This is a genomic window from Sphaerisporangium viridialbum (genome assembly GCF_049674955.1).
GTDB lineage: Bacteria > Actinomycetota > Actinomycetes > Streptosporangiales > Streptosporangiaceae > Sphaerisporangium > Sphaerisporangium viridialbum.
The window spans coordinates 9711719-9728797 of record NZ_CP187232.1 but is presented as its reverse complement, the minus strand read 5'-3'; the positions used below and the strand labels follow the sequence as shown (position 1 = coordinate 9728797).

15 protein-coding genes are annotated in these 17079 nt (G+C 70.7%); 11 read left to right on the top strand and 4 right to left on the bottom strand.

Translation table 11 applies throughout. The features are described from left to right. Positions 1 to 74 precede the first annotated feature (74 nt). The 10 genes from betA to ACOZ38_RS43775 all read left to right on the top strand — a co-directional run bounded on the left by betA (position 75) and on the right by ACOZ38_RS43775 (position 14280). A complete protein-coding gene (gene betA, locus ACOZ38_RS43820) occupies positions 75 to 1721 on the top strand; it encodes a choline dehydrogenase (RefSeq protein ID WP_424536719.1) in 1647 nt (548 codons plus the stop codon). A gap of 9 nt (positions 1722 to 1730) precedes the next feature. Then, the gene (locus ACOZ38_RS43815; RefSeq protein WP_424536718.1) at positions 1731 to 2525 is read left to right on the top strand and encodes an IclR family transcriptional regulator; all 795 of its coding nucleotides are present in this window, start codon (positions 1731 to 1733) and stop codon (positions 2523 to 2525) included. Positions 2526 to 2702: 177 nt separating this feature from the next. Then, entirely contained in the window at positions 2703 to 3764 is a 1062-nt protein-coding gene (locus tag ACOZ38_RS43810) for a quaternary amine ABC transporter ATP-binding protein (RefSeq protein ID WP_424536717.1), read from the top strand. A 31-nt stretch (positions 3765 to 3795) separates the two neighbouring features. Then, complete coding sequence (locus ACOZ38_RS43805; RefSeq protein WP_424536716.1) at positions 3796 to 5775, top strand: ABC transporter permease; 1980 nt, start codon at positions 3796 to 3798, stop codon at positions 5773 to 5775. 73 nt (positions 5776 to 5848) lie between these two features. Beyond that, a complete protein-coding gene (locus ACOZ38_RS43800) occupies positions 5849 to 6835 on the top strand; it encodes an ABC transporter substrate-binding protein (RefSeq protein WP_424536715.1) in 987 nt (328 codons plus the stop codon). A gap of 221 nt (positions 6836 to 7056) precedes the next feature. Beyond that, a complete protein-coding gene (locus ACOZ38_RS43795; protein WP_424536714.1) occupies positions 7057 to 9474 on the top strand; it encodes a GcvT family protein in 2418 nt (805 codons plus the stop codon). Positions 9475 to 9497: 23 nt separating this feature from the next. After that, entirely contained in the window at positions 9498 to 10700 is a 1203-nt protein-coding gene (locus ACOZ38_RS43790; RefSeq protein ID WP_424536713.1) for a sarcosine oxidase subunit beta family protein, read from the top strand. A gap of 13 nt (positions 10701 to 10713) precedes the next feature. Continuing rightward, positions 10714 to 10962: a sarcosine oxidase subunit delta gene (locus tag ACOZ38_RS43785; RefSeq protein WP_424536712.1), complete on the top strand. Its 249-nt coding sequence runs from the start codon at positions 10714 to 10716 to the stop codon at positions 10960 to 10962. Beyond that, a complete protein-coding gene (locus ACOZ38_RS43780) occupies positions 10959 to 13727 on the top strand; it encodes a 2Fe-2S iron-sulfur cluster-binding protein (RefSeq protein WP_424536711.1) in 2769 nt (922 codons plus the stop codon). Before ACOZ38_RS43785 ends, ACOZ38_RS43780 begins: the two co-directional genes overlap by 4 nt. After that, positions 13720 to 14280 carry a sarcosine oxidase subunit gamma gene (locus tag ACOZ38_RS43775; protein ID WP_424536710.1) on the top strand — a complete coding sequence of 187 codons (561 nt, stop codon included), beginning with the start codon at positions 13720 to 13722 and terminating at the stop codon, positions 14278 to 14280. The genes ACOZ38_RS43780 and ACOZ38_RS43775 overlap by 8 nt, the downstream gene beginning before the upstream one ends. Here the strand turns inward: ACOZ38_RS43775 and ACOZ38_RS43770 are convergent. From ACOZ38_RS43770 to ACOZ38_RS43760, 3 genes are read right to left on the bottom strand one after another with little or no spacing between them, the layout of a single operon-like run. Beyond that, the gene (locus tag ACOZ38_RS43770; RefSeq protein ID WP_424536709.1) at positions 14255 to 14803 is read right to left on the bottom strand and encodes a hypothetical protein; all 549 of its coding nucleotides are present in this window, start codon (positions 14801 to 14803) and stop codon (positions 14255 to 14257) included. The two genes, ACOZ38_RS43775 and ACOZ38_RS43770, sit on opposite strands and share 26 nt — an antisense overlap. After that, a complete protein-coding gene (locus tag ACOZ38_RS43765; protein WP_424536708.1) occupies positions 14803 to 15180 on the bottom strand; it encodes an MmcQ/YjbR family DNA-binding protein in 378 nt (125 codons plus the stop codon). The genes ACOZ38_RS43770 and ACOZ38_RS43765 overlap by 1 nt, the downstream gene beginning before the upstream one ends. Before the next feature lie 37 nt (positions 15181 to 15217). Next, positions 15218 to 15841: a hypothetical protein gene (locus ACOZ38_RS43760; RefSeq protein WP_424536707.1), complete on the bottom strand. Its 624-nt coding sequence runs from the start codon at positions 15839 to 15841 to the stop codon at positions 15218 to 15220. A gap of 223 nt (positions 15842 to 16064) precedes the next feature. Between ACOZ38_RS43760 and ACOZ38_RS43755 the strand changes: the two genes are divergently transcribed. Continuing rightward, entirely contained in the window at positions 16065 to 16337 is a 273-nt protein-coding gene (locus ACOZ38_RS43755) for a hypothetical protein (protein WP_424536706.1), read from the top strand. A 28-nt stretch (positions 16338 to 16365) separates the two neighbouring features. Here the strand turns inward: ACOZ38_RS43755 and ACOZ38_RS43750 are convergent, their stop codons facing one another. Further along, a complete protein-coding gene (locus ACOZ38_RS43750; RefSeq protein WP_424536705.1) occupies positions 16366 to 16494 on the bottom strand; it encodes a hypothetical protein in 129 nt (42 codons plus the stop codon). Between the last annotated feature and the right edge of the window lie 585 nt (positions 16495 to 17079).

Here is a 17079-nt window from a genome sequence, read left to right as displayed (position 1 = left end):
TGCGCAGAATGCAACGTTGTGCGTCAATCGCTACGAAAGAAGCGCAAGCTACCCGCGAGCGAGACGAGGCAGGAATGTACGACTTCGTCATCGTCGGTGGTGGATCGGCCGGAAGCGCTCTGGCGAACCGCCTGTCCGCCGATCCTTCCGTCCGGGTGCTGGTCCTGGAGGCCGGCCGCTCGGACTACCCCTGGGACGTCTTCATCCACATGCCCGCCGCGCTGATGTTCCCCATCGGCAGCCGGTTCTACGACTGGAAGTACGAGTCGGAGCCCGAGCCGCACATGAACGGCCGCCGCATCTACCACGCGCGCGGCAAGGTGCTGGGCGGGTCGAGCAGCATCAACGGCATGATCTTCCAGCGGGGCAACCCGCTCGACTACGAGCGCTGGGGCGCCGACCCGGGCATGGAGACCTGGGACTACGCGCACTGCCTGCCGTACTTCAAGCGCATGGAGAACGCCACGGCCGACCCTGGCACCGCCTTCCGCGGGCATGACGGGCCGCTCGTGCTCGAACGCGGCCCCGCGTCCGGCCCGCTGTTCGACGCCTTCTTCGAGGCCGTGCGGCAGGCGGGCTACCCCCTCACCGACGACGTCAACGGCTTCCGCCAGGAGGGCTTCGCGGCCTTCGACCGGAACATCCGCCGGGGCCGCCGCCTGTCCGCCGCCCGCGCGTACCTGCACCCGGTCAAGCGGCGCCCCAACCTGGAGATCAAGACCAGGGCCTTCGTCACGAAGATCCTCTTCGAGGGGAAGCGCGCCGTCGGCGTCGAGTACGACGGGCGCACCGCACGGGCAGGCGAGGTCATCCTGTGCGGCGGGGCGATCAACTCGCCGCAGCTCCTCCAGCTCTCCGGGGTGGGCGACGCCGCCGAGCTGAAGGCCGTCGGCGTGGAGCCCGTCCACGACCTGCCGGGCGTCGGGCGTAACCTCCAGGACCACCTGGAGGTCTACGTCCAGTACGGATGCAGGCGGCCGGTGTCGATGCAGCCCGCGATGAAGTGGCGCAACCGCCCGTGGGTCGGGGCGCGGTGGCTGTTCCTGCGCAAGGGCCCCGGCGCCACCAACCACTTCGAGGCGGGCGGCTTCACCCGGAGCAACGAGGACGTCGCCTACCCGAACCTGATGTTCCACTTCCTGCCCGTCGCCGTGCGGTACGACGGCTCGGCTCCGGCGGGCGGGCACGGCTACCAGGTGCACATCGGCCCCATGTACTCCGACGCGCGGGGCTCGGTGAAGATCCGCAGCACCGATCCCAGGGTGCATCCGGCGCTGCGCTTCAACTACCTGTCGACCGACCAGGACCGGCGGGAGTGGGTGGAGGCGGTCCGCGTGGCGCGCGACATCCTCAACCAGCACGCCATGGACGACTTCAACGCGGGCGAGCTGTCGCCGGGGCCCTCCGTCCAGACCGACCAGGAGATCCTCGACTGGGTGGCGCGCGACGGCGAGACCGCCCTGCACCCCTCGTGCACGGCGCGCATGGGCGTGGGGGAGGACGCCGTGGTGGACCCGCTGAGCATGCGGGTGCACGGCCTGGAAGGGCTGCGCGTGGTCGACGCCTCGGTCATGCCGTACGTCACCAACGGCAACATCTACGCCCCCGTGATGATGGTGGCCGAGAAGTCCGCCGACCTGATCCTCGGCAACACCCCTCTGCCGCCCGAGCACGTCGAGTTCTACCGCCACCCCGGCCGGGCCGGTGCGCCTTCTGAATAGGGTTGTGCCATGGGCAACGACGCGGAACGCGACAGCGCCGGCGTGCAGTCGGTCGACCGCGCGCTGTCGGTTCTGAAACTGCTGGCCCGCCACGGCGAGCTCGGGGTCAGCGAGCTCGCCGCCGAGCTGGGCGTGCACCGCTCCACGGCCTTCCGGCTTCTCGCCACCCTGGAGAACCACGACCTGGTCCACCAGAACGACGAGCGCGGGCGCTACCGCCTCGGCGTCGGCGTCCTGCGGCTCGCGGGCGCGACCACCGCGCGGCTCGACGTCGTGCAGGAGGGACGTCCCGTCGGCACCCGGCTCGCGGCGCAGGTCGGCGAGACCGTCAACATCGCCATCCTCGACCGCGACCAGGCGCTCTACCTCGACCAGATGACCGGCACCTCGGCGCTGCAGGCGCACAACTGGACGGGCCGCCGCATCGCCCTGCACGCCACCTCCAACGGCAAGGTGCTGCTCGCCCACGCCCCCGAGGGCCGGTTCGCGGAGGTCACGGCCGTGCCGCTCGCGCGGTTCACCGAGCGCACCGTCACCGACGCCGGCCGCCTGCGCGAGGAGCTCGACACCGTGCGCGAGCGCGGCTTCGCGACGGCCGTCGACGAGCTGGAGCTGGGCCTGACCGCCGTCGCCGCCCCGGTCTTCGGCGCGGACGGCACGGTCGTCGCCTCGCTCAGCGCCTCGGGGCCCACCTTCCGGCTGCCCGCCGAGCGGCTCTCGGCGGTCACCGCCCAGGTCGTCGCCGCCGCCACCGAGATCTCTTCACGTCTCGGGTGGTACGGCCGTGCGGGTTTCGGCCAATAAGGGAAACGCGGCAAGCCTTGACGGGGCAGACGTCAGGGTCGATTCTGTTCCTCGTTAAGCATTCTGGTGCGTGATACGCAACTAGCAGGCAATTGAGAGGTCCGTGGCAGATCTCTGTCGCGGTGGCAGCTGGAGGGCCTGACCGGCCTCCACCCCCCCTCGAACCGCGAGGTGACCATGACCGCGACGTCGCCGGCCGAGCTCTCGCAGCCCTCCACGGACGAGGAGCCGGTGATCCTCGACGTGCGCGGCCTGTGGAAGGTCTTCGGGCCCCGGGCCGACCGGGTGGCGGGAACGCCGCTCGCGGAGCTCTCGCGGGCCGAGCTCAAGGAGCGCACGGGCTGCGTGGCGGCGGTGCGCGACGCCTCCTTCGCCGTACGGCGCGGCGAGGTCTTCGTCGTCATGGGCCTGTCCGGGTCCGGCAAGTCCACGCTCGTCCGCTGCCTGACCCGGCTGGTCGAGCCCACCGCGGGCGAGGTGCTGCTGGACGGCACGGACATCCGCAAGGCCGGTGACAAGGAGCTCCGCGAGCTGCGCCGCCGCCGGTTCGCGATGGTGTTCCAGCACTTCGGCCTGCTGCCGCACCGGCGGGTGCTGGACAACATCTCCTACGGCCTGGAGATCCAGGGCGTGAAGAAGGACTCCCGCCACCGCCGGGCGAGCGAGATGCTCGACCTCGTGGGGCTGACCGGATACGCCGAGTCCTATCCCGACCAGCTCTCGGGCGGCATGCAGCAGCGGGTGGGCCTCGCCCGCGCGCTGGCGGTAGACCCCGAGGTGCTGTTCTTCGACGAGCCGTTCTCGGCGCTCGACCCGCTGATCCGCCGCGACATGCAGAACGAGGTCATCCGCCTGCACCGCGAGGTCGGCAAGACGATGATCTTCATCACGCACGACCTGAGCGAGGCGCTGAAGCTCGGCGACCGCATCCTGGTCATGCGCGACGGCCTGATCGTCCAGACCGGCACCCCCGACGAGGTGGTGGGCGCCCCCGCCGACGACTACGTGCGGGACTTCGTGAGCGAGGTGTCCCGCTCGCACGTGCTGACCCTCAAGTGGATCATGAGGCCGCCCGGCGACGGCGACGCGCTGGACGGGCCCGAGCTGGGTCCCGACGTCGTCATCAGGGACGCCGTACACACCGTCCTGCACGCCGACCGTCCGGTGCGGGTGGTGTCGGACGGTGAGCTGCTCGGCGTCGTCGGGAGCACCGAGATCCTCGAGGTGATCGCCGAATGAGCGTGCCCGGACGTCAGGGGGTGAGCGCCAGGTGACGGCGACGGTGACGGCGCGCAGGCCGGTGTGGTCACGCCCGTACCTGCTGGCGGGGATCCTCGCCGCCTGGGTCCTGCTGTGGGCGTTCTTCCGGGGGCACGCCACACTGCCGCTCGGCGGCGCCGAGCTGACCCCCCTGCACGAGCGCATCAGCGAGGCCGCGAACGCCATCGACGACAGCAGGAACGAGAACCCCTTCTTCCTGTACTTCGTGAACTACATCAGGCTCTTCATCGATGAGTTCGTGAGGTTCATCCAGGCGCTGATCAGCCAGCCGTCCTTCGGCCGCCCTGTGCCGGTGGTCGGGTGGCTCGGCGTCGTGGGCGTCGCCACGGCCGTCGCGTGGCTGTACGGGAACCTCAGGGTCGCGCTGCTGACCCTGGCGGGCTTCGTCTCCTTCGGGCTGCTCGGCCTGTGGCAGGAGAGCATGGACACGCTGGCGCTGACGCTGGCCGCCGTCGTGCTGTCGCTCGCCGTCGGCATCCCGCTGGGCGTCTGGGCGGGGCTGAGCGACCGGTTCAACCGCTTCGTCAACCCCGTGCTCGACTTCATGCAGACGATGCCGACCTTCGTGTACCTGGCTCCGCTCACGCTGTTCTTCCTCATCGGCCCGGCCAGCGCCACCGTGGCGACGATGATCTACGCGATCCCGCCCGCGATCCGCATCACCGCGCACGCGATCAGGCAGGTGCCCGCGACCACCGTGGAGGCGGGTACGTCGCTGGGGTCGACCCCGTGGCAGCTCCTCAGCAAGGTGCGCCTGCCGCTGGCCAAGCGCACCATCGTCGTCGGGGTCAACCAGACCATCATGGCCGCGCTGTCCATGGCGACGATCGCCGCGCTCATCGACGCGCCCGGGCTCGGCAAGACCGTGCTGAAGGCGCTGGAGACGCTCGACGTCGGCACGTCCTTCAACGCCGGCCTGGCCATCGTGATCATGGCGATCGTGCTCGACCGGGTGACCTCGGCGGCCGGCCACCGTGTCGAGGCCGCCCACCGCGCGGGCCGCGCGCGGGGGCCGCTCTGGCGCCGCGTCCAGGTCGCCGCGGTGGCGGCCGTCACCGTCGTGCTGGTCTACCTGTCGTACGTTTACGTGTGGGCCGCGGAGTTCCCCGGCGAGGCGGACGTGGGCTCGTACGTGCGCAGGGCCGCCGACGCGGCGAGCCAGTGGGCGCAGGCCAACCTCTACCCCTACACCAACGGCTTCAAGAACCTCGTCACCTATGGCCTGCTCAACCCGTTCGAGGCGGTGCTGACGGGTTCGCCGTGGTGGCTCGTACTGCTCGTGGTGACCGTGACCGCGCTGGTCCTCGCGACCGTACGGGTCGCGGTCGTCTGCGCCGCGTGCCTCGCCCTGCTGGTGGCGCTCGGGCTGTGGCAGGACAGCATGGTGACGCTGGCCGCGACGCTCGTGGCGGCCGTGCTGGTGATGGCGCTGGGCATCGTGGCCGGGGTCTGGATGGGACGCGACGACCGCGCCGACCGGGTGATACGCCCGGTGCTGGACGCCGGCCAGACCATGCCCGCCTTCGTGTACCTCGTACCGATCCTCGGCCTGTTCGGCGCCACCCGGTTCACGGCGATCATCGCGGCCGTCTTCTACGCCGCGCCCGTGGCGACCAAGCTCGTCGCCGACGGCATCAGGGGCGTCTCCGCGAGCGCGGTGGAGGCCGCGACGGCCGCCGGGTCGAGCACGTGGCAGATCATCTCCAAGGTGCAGGTGCCGATGGCGCGCAGCGCCGTCGCCCTCGCCGCGAGTCAGGGGCTCTGCTACGTGCTCGCCATGGTGGTGGTCGGCGGCCTGGTGGGCGCGGGCGCGCTCGGCTACGACGTCGTGTCGGGGTTCTCCCAGCTCCAGTTGCGCGGCAAGGGCCTCGCCGCTGGCCTCGCGATCGTCGTGCTCGGCACGATGCTGGCCGCGATCACCAAGACCGCGGCCCGGCGCGCCGACGCCGCCGCCCACGGGAGGCACTAGCGGAAGTTCTGGAAGGCCCGTCACGGGTGGACATCGGCCGTCGCAAGGCGGCTTTCTATACAGGAGGACCTTGGTGACATTTTCCAGGATCGCACGGCCAAGGGCGGTCGTGCTGGTGGCGGCCGCCGGCCTCCTCGTCTCCGCGTGCGGTGGCGCGAAGGTGGGAGAGACACCGTCCGCCTCAGGAGCGGCGGCGCCCTCGGCGAAGGCGTGCGGAGCCGTCAACATCGCGATCAACCCCTGGGTCGGGTACGAGGCGAACGCGGCGGTGATCGCGTACGTCGCCGAGAAGGAGCTCGGCTGCCAGGTCACGAAGAAGGACCTCAAGGAGGAGGTGGCCTGGCAGGGCTTCGCGACCGGCGAGGTCGACGCGGTCGTGGAGAACTGGGGCCACGACGACCTGAAGAAGAAGTACATCGAGGACCAGAAGGTCGCGGTCGAGCTCGGCCCGACCGGGAACAAGGGTGTCATCGGCTGGTACGTGCCGCCGTGGATGGCCGAGAAGTACCCCGACATCACCGACTGGAAGAACCTCGACAAGTACGCCGGCCTGTTCAAGACCTCCGAGTCCGGTGGCAAGGGCCAGCTGCTCGACGGCGACCCCTCGTTCGTCACCAACGACGCGGCCCTGGTCAAGAACCTCGACCTGAACTACAAGGTGGTCTACGCCGGCAGTGAGGCGGCGCTGATCACCGGCTTCCGACAGGCGGAGGCCCAGAAGAAGCCGATGCTCGGATACTTCTACGAGCCGCAGTGGTTCCTGTCGGAGGTCAAGCTCGTCAAGGTCAACCTGCCCGAGTACACCGACGGGTGCGACGCCGACGCCGCGAAGGTCGCGTGCGACTACCCGCCGTACGAGCTGGACAAGATCGTGAGCAGGAAGTTCGCCGACTCGGGCGGCCCGGCGTACCAGCTGGTCAAGAACTTCACCTGGACCAACGACGACCAGAACCTCGTGGCGAAGTACATCTCCGAGGACAAGATGTCGGCCGAGGACGCCGCCAAGAAGTGGGTCACCGACAACCCCGACAAGGTCAAGGCCTGGCTCCCCACGAGCTGACCGCCCTCTCCGCGCCGTCTTCCCCGCGCCGTCTTCCTCAGGCGGTCCTCTTCGCGCGGTCTTCTTTCTGTACGCCGTCTTCTGCACGCCGCGCCCGCACCCCCGCAGCGGGCGCGGCGTTCGCGTGCCCGTCGTGGTCCCGGTCTTGACACCCCTTTCGCGGCGGGTCACGCTTGTTGCGGCAAGCGCACCACGGTTCATCATGCGCAACGGAGGTGGCTATGACGGGCCCCCGGGTCGTCGTCATCGGAGCGGGTGTGGTGGGCGCGGCGCTCGCCGAGGAGCTGTCGGCCAGAGGCTGGGACGACATCACCGTGGTGGACCAGGGCGAGGTCCCGACGCCCGGCGGTTCGTCCACGCACGCCCCCGGCCTGGTCTTCCAGACGAACCCGTCCAAGACCATGACCGAGATGGCGCGCTACACCGTCGAGAAGCTCATGCGGCTCGGATGCTTCCTGCAGGTCGGCGGTCTTGAGGTGGCGACCACGCCGGAGCGGTTCGCCGAGCTGCGCAGGCGGCACGGCTGGGCCACCGCCTGGGGCGTCGAGGCGCACCTGCTGACCACCGAGGAGTGCGTGGAGCGCCACTCGCTGCTCGACCCCGCCCGCGTGCTCGGCGGCTTGTACGTCCCGACCGACGGCATCGCCAAGGCCGTACGTGCCGTCGAGGCGCAGCTCGCGCTTGCCCGTGACCGGGGCGTGCGCGTCCTGGACCGGCACGAGGTGCTGGACATCCGCGTCGAGGACGACCGGGTGACCGCCGTGGTCACCGACAAGGGAGAGCTCCCCGCCGACCTCGTCGTCTGCTGCGCGGGCATCTGGGGGCCGAAGGTCGCCGGAATGGTCGGGATGGCCCTCCCGCTGACCCCGCTCGCCCACCAGCTCGCCTGGACCGGCCCGGTCCCCGCGCTGAGCGGGCAGGCCGAGGAGGCGACGCGCCCGATCCTGCGCCACCAGGACGCCGACCTGTACTACCGGGAGCGGTTCGACCGGCTGGCCGTCGGCTACTACGGCCACCGCCCGATGCCGGTGCGGCCCGAGGCGATCGCCTCGGTGCGGGACGCCGAGGTGATGCCGTCGGTGACGCCGTTCACCCCCGGCGACTTCGCCGACGCGTGGACCGAGACCCGGTCCCTCCTGCCCCCTACGCGGGACGCCAAGATCGAGGAGGGCATCAACGGCCTCTTCTCCTTCACCACCGACAACATGCCGCTGCTCGGGCAGTCCGCCGAGGTCAAGGGGTTCTGGGTGGCCGAGGCCGTGTGGGTGACCCACTCGGCGGGCGTGGCAAGGGCCATGGCCGAGTGGCTGGCCGACGGGCACTGCTCGTCGTTCGACCTGCACGAGTGCGACGTGAACCGCTTCGAGCCGCACCAGCTCGCCCCGGAGTACGTCCTGACGCGCGACTGCCAGAACTTCGTCGAGGTCTACGACATCATCCATCCGCTCCAGCCGCCGGAGAACCTCCGCCCGCTGCGCGTGAGCCCATTCCACCCGCGCCAGCGCGAGCTCGGCGCGTTCCCCCTGGAGGCCACAGGGTGGGAGCGCCCTCAGTGGTACGAGGCCAACGCCGGGCTGGCCGAGGGCAGGGAGATCCCCGTGCCAGGCGACTGGGCGGCGCGTTACTGGTCGCCCATCGTCGGCGCGGAGGCGCAGGCGTCGCGAGAGGGCGTCGCGCTGTACGACATGACGGCGCTGAAGCGGCTGGAGGTCAGCGGGCCGGGCGCGGCGGCCTTCCTCTCCCGCGTCTCCACCGGCGATGCCGGCAAGTCCATCGGCTCCGTGACGTACTGCCTGCTGCTGGACGAGGACGGCGGCATCCGCAGCGACGTCACCATCGCCCGGCTGGGCCGCGACCTCTTCCAGGTCGGGGCTAACGGCAACCTGGACCTCGACTGGCTCTCCAGGCACCGGCCACCGGAGGTGTCCATCCGGGACATCACGCCCGGCACCTGCTGCGTCGGCGTCTGGGGCCCGCGTGCCCGTGACCTGGTGGCCCCGCTCACCGAGGACGACTTCTCGGCCGAGGGTTTCCGCTACTTCCGGGCCAAGCGGGCGTACATCGGCTCGGTGCCGGTGACGGCCCTGCGCCTGTCCTACATCGGCGAGCTGGGCTGGGAGCTCTACACGACGGCCGACATGGGGCTCAAGCTGTGGGACACGCTCTGGGAGGCCGGGCAGGCGTACGGCGTCGTGGCGGGCGGGCGCGGGGCGTTCAACAGCCTGCGCCTGGAGAAGGGCTACCGCTCCTTCGGCACCGACATGACCTACGAGCACGACCCCTTCGAGGCGGGGCTGGGTTTCGCCGTGAAGATGGACAAAGGCGACTTCATCGGCAGGGCCGCGCTCGCGGAGCGCCGAGCCTCGGTGAGCCGCCGCCTGACCTGCCTGACCGTCGACGACCCCGCGGCCGTCGTGATGGGCAAGGAGCCCGTGTACGACGGTGACGCCTGCGTGGGGTACGTCACCAGCGCCGCGTACGGCTACACGATAGGCAAGGGCATCGCCTACGCGTGGCTGCCCGCGGCGCTGTCGGCCCCTGGGCAGGTGGTCCACATCAGCTACTTCGGGCAGCGCGTCGCCGCCGTCGTGGCGGAGGAACCGCTGTTCGACCCGGCCATGAAACGGCTGCGCGCATGACGTACGGATCGGGGGGGAGAGCGATGACCGGGCAGGACCGGCTCTGGGACAGCCCCGAGCCTCGGAGCTCGTACGACGTCGTGATCGTCGGAGGCGGCGGGCACGGCATCGCCACCGCCTACTACCTGGCGAAGAACCACGGGATCACCAACGTCGCCGTGCTGGAGAAGGGCTGGCTGGCCGGCGGCAACATGGCGCGCAACACGACCATCATCAGGTCGAACTACCTGTGGGACGAGAGCGCGGGCATCTACGACCACGCGCTGAAGCTGTGGGAAGGGCTGGAGGAGGACCTCGGCTACGACGTCCTGTTCAGTCAGCGCGGCGTGCTCAACCTCGCCCACAGCCTGCAGGACGTGCGTGACGGTGTGCGCCGCGTCAACGCCAACCGGCTGAACGGCGTCGACGCCGAATGGCTCGACCCCGCGCAGGTCAAGGAGGTCTGCCCGATCGTCGACGTCAGGCAGGACGCGCGGTACCCGGTGCTCGGCGCGACCTACCAGCCACGGGCGGGCATCGCCAAGCACGACTACGTCGCCTGGGGGTACGCGAGGGCCGCCTCCGCGATGGGCGTCCACTTCATCGAGCACTGCGAGGTAACCGGCGTCGAGGTCGCGGACGGCCGGGTGCGAGCCGTGCGTACGACACGCGGACACATCGCGGCGGGCCGGGTGGCGATGTCGGCCGCCGGCCACTCGTCGGTCGTGGCCGGGATGGCCGGGCTGCGGCTGCCGGTGCAGAGCCATCCCCTCCAGGCGCTGGTCTCCGAGCTGCTCGAACCCGTCCACCCGACCGTCGTCATGTCGAACGCGGTGCACGTCTACGTCAGCCAGGCGCACAAGGGCGAGCTGGTCATGGGGGCGGGCATCGACGCCTACAACTCCTACCGCCAGCGCGGCGCCTTCCACATCATCGAGCGGCAGATGGCGGCGGCGCTGGAGCTGTTCCCGATCTTCGCCCGCGCGCACGTCCTGCGTACGTGGGGCGGGGTGGTCGACGTCACGCCGGACGCCTCGCCGATCGTCGGGCTCACCCCCGTCGGCGGCCTGTACGTGAACTGCGGCTGGGGCACGGGCGGCTTCAAGGCCACGCCCGGCGTCGGCTGGTGCTACGCGCACACGATCGCCAATGACGAGCCGCACCCGCTCAACGCGCCCTTCACCCTCGAACGATTCATCACCGGGGCGCTCGTCGACGAGCACGGCGCCGCCGCCGTGGCCCACTGAAGGAGCCCCACCGATGCTGCTGATCCCCTGTCCGTGGTGCGGGCCGCGCGACGAGGCCGAGTTCCGGTACGGCGGCCAGGCGCACGTCGCGTACCCGCCGGACCCGGGCGCGCTCACCGACGAGGAGTGGGCGCACTTCCTGTTCTTCCGCGACAACCCCAAGGGCCCGTTCGACGAACGGTGGAACCACGCGGCCGGGTGCCGCCGCTGGTTCAACCTCACCAGGGACACGGCCACCAACGAGATCGGGGGTTCGCGATGACGCGCCGCCGGGCCGGACGCGGGGGCGAGGTGCTGCGGTTCACCTTCGACGGCACGCCCTACGAGGGGTACCGGGGCGACACGCTCGCCGCCGCCCTGCTCGCCAACGGCGTGCGCAAGGTCGCGACCAGCGTCACGCTCGGCCGCCCGCGCGGGATCTTCGGCGCGTGGACCGAGGAGCCGAACGCCGTCGTCCAGATCGAACGGCCCTTCCCCGAGCCCATGGTGCAGGCCACCACGATCCCGCTGTACGAGGGGCTGGCCGCCACCGGCCTCGCCGGGCGGGGAAGGCTGTCCCCGGAGCCCGACCCGGCACGCTACGACGCCACACACGCGCACTGCGACGTCCTCGTGGTGGGAGCGGGCCCCGCGGGCCTGACGGCGGCGCTGGCCGCCGCCCGCACCGGAGCCCGGGTGATCCTCGCCGACGACCGCTTCCAGCCCGGAGGCAGCCTGCCCGACACCGCCCAGACGGTGGAGGGCCGGCCAGGCGCCGACTGGGCACGCGACGTGGCCGCCGAGCTCGCGACCCTGCCTGACGTGCGCGTTCTCTTCGGTACGAGCGTCGTCGGGTACTACGACCACAACTACCTGGTCGCCGTGGAGCGCCGGGGCGAGGACGCGGTGACGCGGGAGCGGGTCTGGCGCATCCGGGCCCGCCGGGTCGTTCTCGCGACCGGGGCGCACGAGCGGCCGATCGCCTTCGGCGGCAACGACCTGCCCGGCGTCATGCTGGCCTCCGCCGCCCGGGCGTACGTGAACCGGTACGGCGTGCTGCCGGGGCGGCGGGCGGTGGTCTTCACGACGGGCGACAGCGCGTACGACGCGGCCCGCGACCTCGCGGACGCGGGCGTGGAGATCGCGGAGATCGCCGACGCCCGCGAGGGGCGGCTCGTCACCGGCGTGGTCGGCGGCCCGGACGACGCGGGCGTGCGGGCGGTCCTAGTCGGAGGGCGTGCGGTCGAAGCCGACCTGCTCCTCGTGTCCGGCGGCTGGAACCCCGTCATCCACCTGTTCAGCCAGTCCGGGGGAGAACCGCGCTACGACGAGGCGCTGGCGGCGTTCGTCCCGGCCGGCCGGTTCCCGCAGGCCGTCGAAGTGGTGGGCTCGGCGCGAGGGGTGTTCACCCTGGCGGGATGCCTGGCCGACGGCGAGGCGGCCGGATCCGGCTCCCCGCTGCCCGCGCGCCCGCTTCCGGACGTGTCCGGCTCGACGCCGGCCTCGCATCCGCTTCCGGACCTATCCCGCTTCCCGCTGCCCTCCCATCCGCTTCCGGACGTGTCCGCGGAGCATCTGTGGCTGGTTCCGGCCGACGACTACTCCGGCCACTTCGTCGACCTGCAACGCGACGTCACCGTGGCCGACCTCCAGCGGGCCACGGAGGCCGGGCTGCGATCGGCCGAGCACGTCAAGCGGTACACGACCGCCGGCACGGCACACGATCAGGGCAAGACCTCCGGGACGCTGACCAGCGCGGTCGTCGCCGGGATGCTCGGGGTCGGCGTCGCCGCGCTGGGCACCACCACGTTCCGCGCGCCCTACGTCCCGGTCTCCTTCGCGACGCTCGCGGGACGCGACCGGGGTGCCCTGCACGACCCTGTACGGGTCACCGCGACACACGACTGGCATGTGTCGCACGGTGCCCTCTTCGAGAACGTCGGACAGTGGAAACGGCCCTGGTACTACCCGCGTCCCGGCGAGGACATGGAGGCCGCGGTGCTGCGCGAGTGCCGCGCCGTACGGCAGGCCACCGGCGCCATGGACGCCTCCACCCTCGGCAAGATCGACGTCCAGGGCCCCGACTCCGCCGAGCTGCTCGACCGGCTCTACACGAACATGATGAGCACCCTCAAGGTCGGCGCGATCCGCTACGGCGTGATGTGCCGGCCCGACGGCATGGTGTTCGACGACGGCACCGTCATCCGCCTCGCCCCCGACCGGTTCCTGGTCACCACCACCACGGGCAACGCCGCGGCCGTACTCGACTGGATGGAGGAGTGGCTCCAGACCGAGTGGCCCGGCCTGCGGGTCCACTGCACCTCGGTCACCGAGCAGTGGGCCACCGTCGCGCTCGCCGGGCCGGGCTCGCGTGACGTGCTGGCCGGGCTCGCCCCTGACCTGGCGGTGGACACCGAGAGCTTCCCGTTCATGACCTGGCGGGACACCGAGGTGGCGGGCATCGGGGCACGGGTCTGCCGGATCAGCTTCTCCGGTGAGCTGGCCTACGAGATCAACGTCAGCTGGTGGCACGGGCCGGCGCTCTGGGAGGCGATCCAGGCGACCGGCGCGGTCACGCCGTACGGCACCGAGACCATGCACGTCCTGCGGGCCGAGAAGGGGTACCCCATCGTCGGCCAGGACACCGACGGCACGGTGACGCCCGCGGACCTCGGCATGGACTGGATCGTCTCCAAGAAGAAGCCGGACTTCATCGGCAAACGGTCCTTCGCCCGACCCGACACCACCCGCCCGGACCGCCGCCACCTGGTAGGCCTACTCCCCGAGGACCCCGGCACCTTGATCCCCGAGGGCACCCAGCTCGTCGCCTTCGACCGGCTGCCGGAGCCACCTGTGCCCATGCTCGGTCACGTGACGTCCAGCTACCGAAGTGCGGCGCTCGGCCGCACCTTCGCGCTCGCCCTCGTGAGCGGCGGCAGGGACCGGATCGGCGAGCGCCTGTACGCCCCGGTCGGCGATCGCCTGATCCCGGTGACGGTCACCCACCACGTCCTCTACGACCCCGAGGGAGCCCGCCGAGATGGCTGACCCAGCGACCCCCCAACGGCTCAGCGCACGTCCAGGACATCGTGACAAGGTCGAGCGGGTGAGTCCGCTGGCGGGGTTCGACGGGGTGGCGGACGGGCGGCTTCGAGTGCGGGAGGTTCCGTTCCTGCGGCAGACCAACGTGCGGGCCGACCCCGCCCGGGTCCCGTCCTCCCTGGGGCTGCGGCTGCCGGTCGAGCCGGGGACATGGCTGCGCTCGGGGGAGGCCGACGTGCTGTGGCTCGGGCCCGACGAGTGGCTGGTGATCGGAGATGCCGACCTTCCCCGCTCGGAGGACATGGCCGTCACCGACGTCTCGGCGCAGCGGACGACCCTTCTGGTGGCGGGGCCGGGCGCGCGAGACCTGCTGGCGCACGGATGCTCCCTCGATCTGCATCCGTCGGTGTTCGGGCCCGGCCGTTGCGCCCAGACCATGCTGGCGCGGGCGCAGGTCATACTGGTCGCCCGCGAGGACGACGAATTCCGGGTGCTGGTGCGCGCGTCCTTCGCCCGCTATCTCGCCGACTGGATCATCGACGCGGCCGTCGACTACTGAACCCCCTGGTCCACAGGTCGAGTACCTCGCGGGCGACCTCGTCCACAGGACGGCCGTCGTTGTGGACGACGGCGTTCTCCGGCGCCGCGCTCCGCACCGCCCGTTCGAAGTCCGCCACTTCGGCGAGATGGCCGTCGAGCGTGGCTCCCCGGTCGCGTGCGCGAAGGCGGTCACGCGCGGTCCGCTCGGACACGGTCAGCCGGACGACCGTGAGCGCGGCGCCGGGAACCGCCTCCCGTACGGCCGCCAGGTGTGCGGGTTCGAGCAGGGCCCGCGCCAGCACGAGCCGCCGCACGCCGGAAGCCGCGAAGTTGGCGGCAACAGCCCGCAGGTTGGCCGTGAGCATCTCGTGCACCGCCGCGCCCGTACACCAGCACAGCCAGTCGAGGTCGATGACCGCGTGGGGAGCGTCCCCGAGCAGCTCGCCCACGGCGACGGCGACCGTCGTCTTCCCGGAGCCGAGCCCTCCGGTGAGCAGCAGAGCATCGAGTGCTTCGGGATTGATTGCGCTCGTGGTGCCCATCACTCGGGCCGCGAGTTGTCGAGCTCGGCGACGAGCCGTTTGGGGGCCACGATGCGGTAGCTCTCCTCCACCCAGTCGCACGCCAGGACGGCGTCCGGCACGTCGTCGGAGAACGGGACCGTGACCCAGCCGGCCCTGCCGAGGCCGTGCCCCGTCGGGGTGGCACCCGGCAGGTTGAGCGCGTGCCCGTTCGACTCGCGCAGCTTCACGGAGAACCTGGGCTCCCACTTGTCCGTCTCATCGTCCGGCCCCAGGAAGACGAAGATCTTCTTGTTGACCTTGACGACGCTCTCGCCCCACGGGAAGTCCTCGTAGGCCCCGGGGAGCCCGAGGGCGAATTCGCGTACCCGCTCACGAGTCTCCTGCCATTGGCTCATGACCCAATTGTGGTGGCTGAGGCCGTCGTAGGACTGCTCAGGCCTCAGGAGACGCCGCCCGTTCCCGGCCCTCCGCGAAGAACGACGGAAGGTCAGGAAGGTCGCTGAGGGGGTGCGCCGCGCCGAAGGGCGCGTTCCAGAAGCCACCGCTCCTCGGCTCCCACGGGTTGACGTAGGCATAGGGGACATCGAGGTAGCCGTCACCCGGCGAGACGCCATAGTTGACCTTGTCGAGCGTTATGCCGAGGTCGAAATGCTCGGGCCACAGCACTGGCGTGGCCTCGGGGGCGAACGCGCGCAACGCCCGGTCGCCCAGGGCCAGGCTCTTCTCCAGGTGCTCCGCCGCGGCGGCGTCCACGGTCAGGATGTCGTCCAGCGAAGCCCCCGAGCCGTCGGTGTACAGATTCTCCGGGGCGCCGGCACCCGCACCGGTCTCCCTGCCCAGATCATCGAAGGATCTCCCGTCCAGCGGCAGGCGTTCGCTTCCCACCACCAGCTCGTGCCCATCGACGCGCAGGTCAGGATCGGTGACCGTCGCGAACCCTCCCGGCGTGACCCGGAGACGGATTGTCCCGCTCTGCCGGTACTGCGGCCCCGCCATGATCAACTCTGCGACCGCGTGGAGGGACCTCCGCGTCGCCGTCAGCTCGTTCGCGTGCATACGTACAGCGTGATCGAGCGACGACCGGCCCACCACATCGGGGTGTGGGACGCCTCGCGCGCATTGGCCACTCACGGCCGTAACTACTGGGTGTAATTGAATGATCACGTCAAGTTCCCTAACCTTGGCGTGTGGCCATCCCCCCGAGCCGATCGTCGGCTTTCGCCGCCTGGAATGGGCGGCTTCCGGTATTCCCGTCGAGTGTCCGCGTGGGTGACAGACCATGCCGGTGACGCTGGCGGAGCTGCGGGTGAAGTACGGCAGGCACTGGCTGGTCTCCGACGCGGTCGGCGGCGGGTGGTACGCCGTGCGCCGTCACGGCATCTCTCGCGAACTCCTCCAACGCGGGCTCTGCAACGTGCGGTGCGCGGCCACGCTGGACGGGCTCGCGGCCCGCATGGCGGCCGAGACGCAACTGGAGGACCGCCTCCTCCGAGGCTCCGAGGCCTCCGGACGTCTCCCCGAATGCCCGGAGCCCTTTCCCCCGGGAACATAACGGCCCGTTCATCAGCGCTGCTGATCTCTTAGGAGGGCAGCACGGGCAGGCAGTAGACCCCGCCCGGGCGGTCGTGCCCGAGGTTCTGCGCCCGGATCCCGCTGCGCCGGATGGAGCGGACGTTCTTGGCCGCGGTGATATGGACGAGCATGGTCATGGCGTCGCCTGCTTCATCGATGATGCGGCACGCCCGGTGCTCGCGAGGTGTTCCACGGTCGCATCGAACGATTTGCTGCCCCGCACCCGCTCACGGTCCCCGAACGACGGATCAAAAGTCCACGTCCGACGCTGCCGCCTCACGCTGTGCCGGCAGTCAACTCCAGAATGGTGGTTCGGCGAGTACGGGCGGTGTGATGAAATCCGGCGATAATGGTTGTTCGGCAGCCTGATCGGTTTGCACGCCCTAGGGTCGTGTCCCGTAGGCCTTCGATCTCCATATCTTTCAGGGCCCTATGCCGGCGAAGGCGGCATCTCTTTCCTTTCACGACAGGACGCCGGGCCCTTCAAAGTTGTCGCCGAGGAATTCGTGCGTTGTGATCAACGACGCCAACACCTGCGGCACGCGCCTAGCGAAATATGCGTCTCGTACTTTGGGCTGATTCGGAGCGGCACCCGCTCTCGTACTACGAGCGGGTGCACGCCCTTCTTCGCTCGATGTGGGACGAGCCGCGTTCCCCCAACCCTCCGTTACGGGTGTGGCGAGACTGGGCGCTCGTGGTGATGCTCGTGCCGATCGCGGCGC

Coding starts and splice junctions, on each gene's coding strand:
- betA (WP_424536719.1), top strand. CDS start 75: ATGTACGACTTCGTCATCGTCGGTGGTGGATCGGCCGGAAGCGCTCTG.
- ACOZ38_RS43815 (WP_424536718.1), top strand. CDS start 1,731: ATGGGCAACGACGCGGAACGCGACAGCGCCGGCGTGCAGTCGGTCGAC.
- ACOZ38_RS43810 (WP_424536717.1), top strand. CDS start 2,703: ATGACCGCGACGTCGCCGGCCGAGCTCTCGCAGCCCTCCACGGACGAG.
- ACOZ38_RS43795 (WP_424536714.1), top strand. CDS start 7,057: ATGACGGGCCCCCGGGTCGTCGTCATCGGAGCGGGTGTGGTGGGCGCG.
- ACOZ38_RS43790 (WP_424536713.1), top strand. CDS start 9,498: ATGACCGGGCAGGACCGGCTCTGGGACAGCCCCGAGCCTCGGAGCTCG.
- ACOZ38_RS43785 (WP_424536712.1), top strand. CDS start 10,714: ATGCTGCTGATCCCCTGTCCGTGGTGCGGGCCGCGCGACGAGGCCGAG.
- ACOZ38_RS43780 (WP_424536711.1), top strand. CDS start 10,959: ATGACGCGCCGCCGGGCCGGACGCGGGGGCGAGGTGCTGCGGTTCACC.
- ACOZ38_RS43775 (WP_424536710.1), top strand. CDS start 13,720: ATGGCTGACCCAGCGACCCCCCAACGGCTCAGCGCACGTCCAGGACAT.
- ACOZ38_RS43770 (WP_424536709.1), bottom strand. CDS start 14,803: ATGGGCACCACGAGCGCAATCAATCCCGAAGCACTCGATGCTCTGCTG.
- ACOZ38_RS43765 (WP_424536708.1), bottom strand. CDS start 15,180: ATGAGCCAATGGCAGGAGACTCGTGAGCGGGTACGCGAATTCGCCCTC.
- ACOZ38_RS43760 (WP_424536707.1), bottom strand. CDS start 15,841: ATGCACGCGAACGAGCTGACGGCGACGCGGAGGTCCCTCCACGCGGTC.
- ACOZ38_RS43755 (WP_424536706.1), top strand. CDS start 16,065: ATGCCGGTGACGCTGGCGGAGCTGCGGGTGAAGTACGGCAGGCACTGG.
- ACOZ38_RS43750 (WP_424536705.1), bottom strand. CDS start 16,494: ATGACCATGCTCGTCCATATCACCGCGGCCAAGAACGTCCGCTCCATC.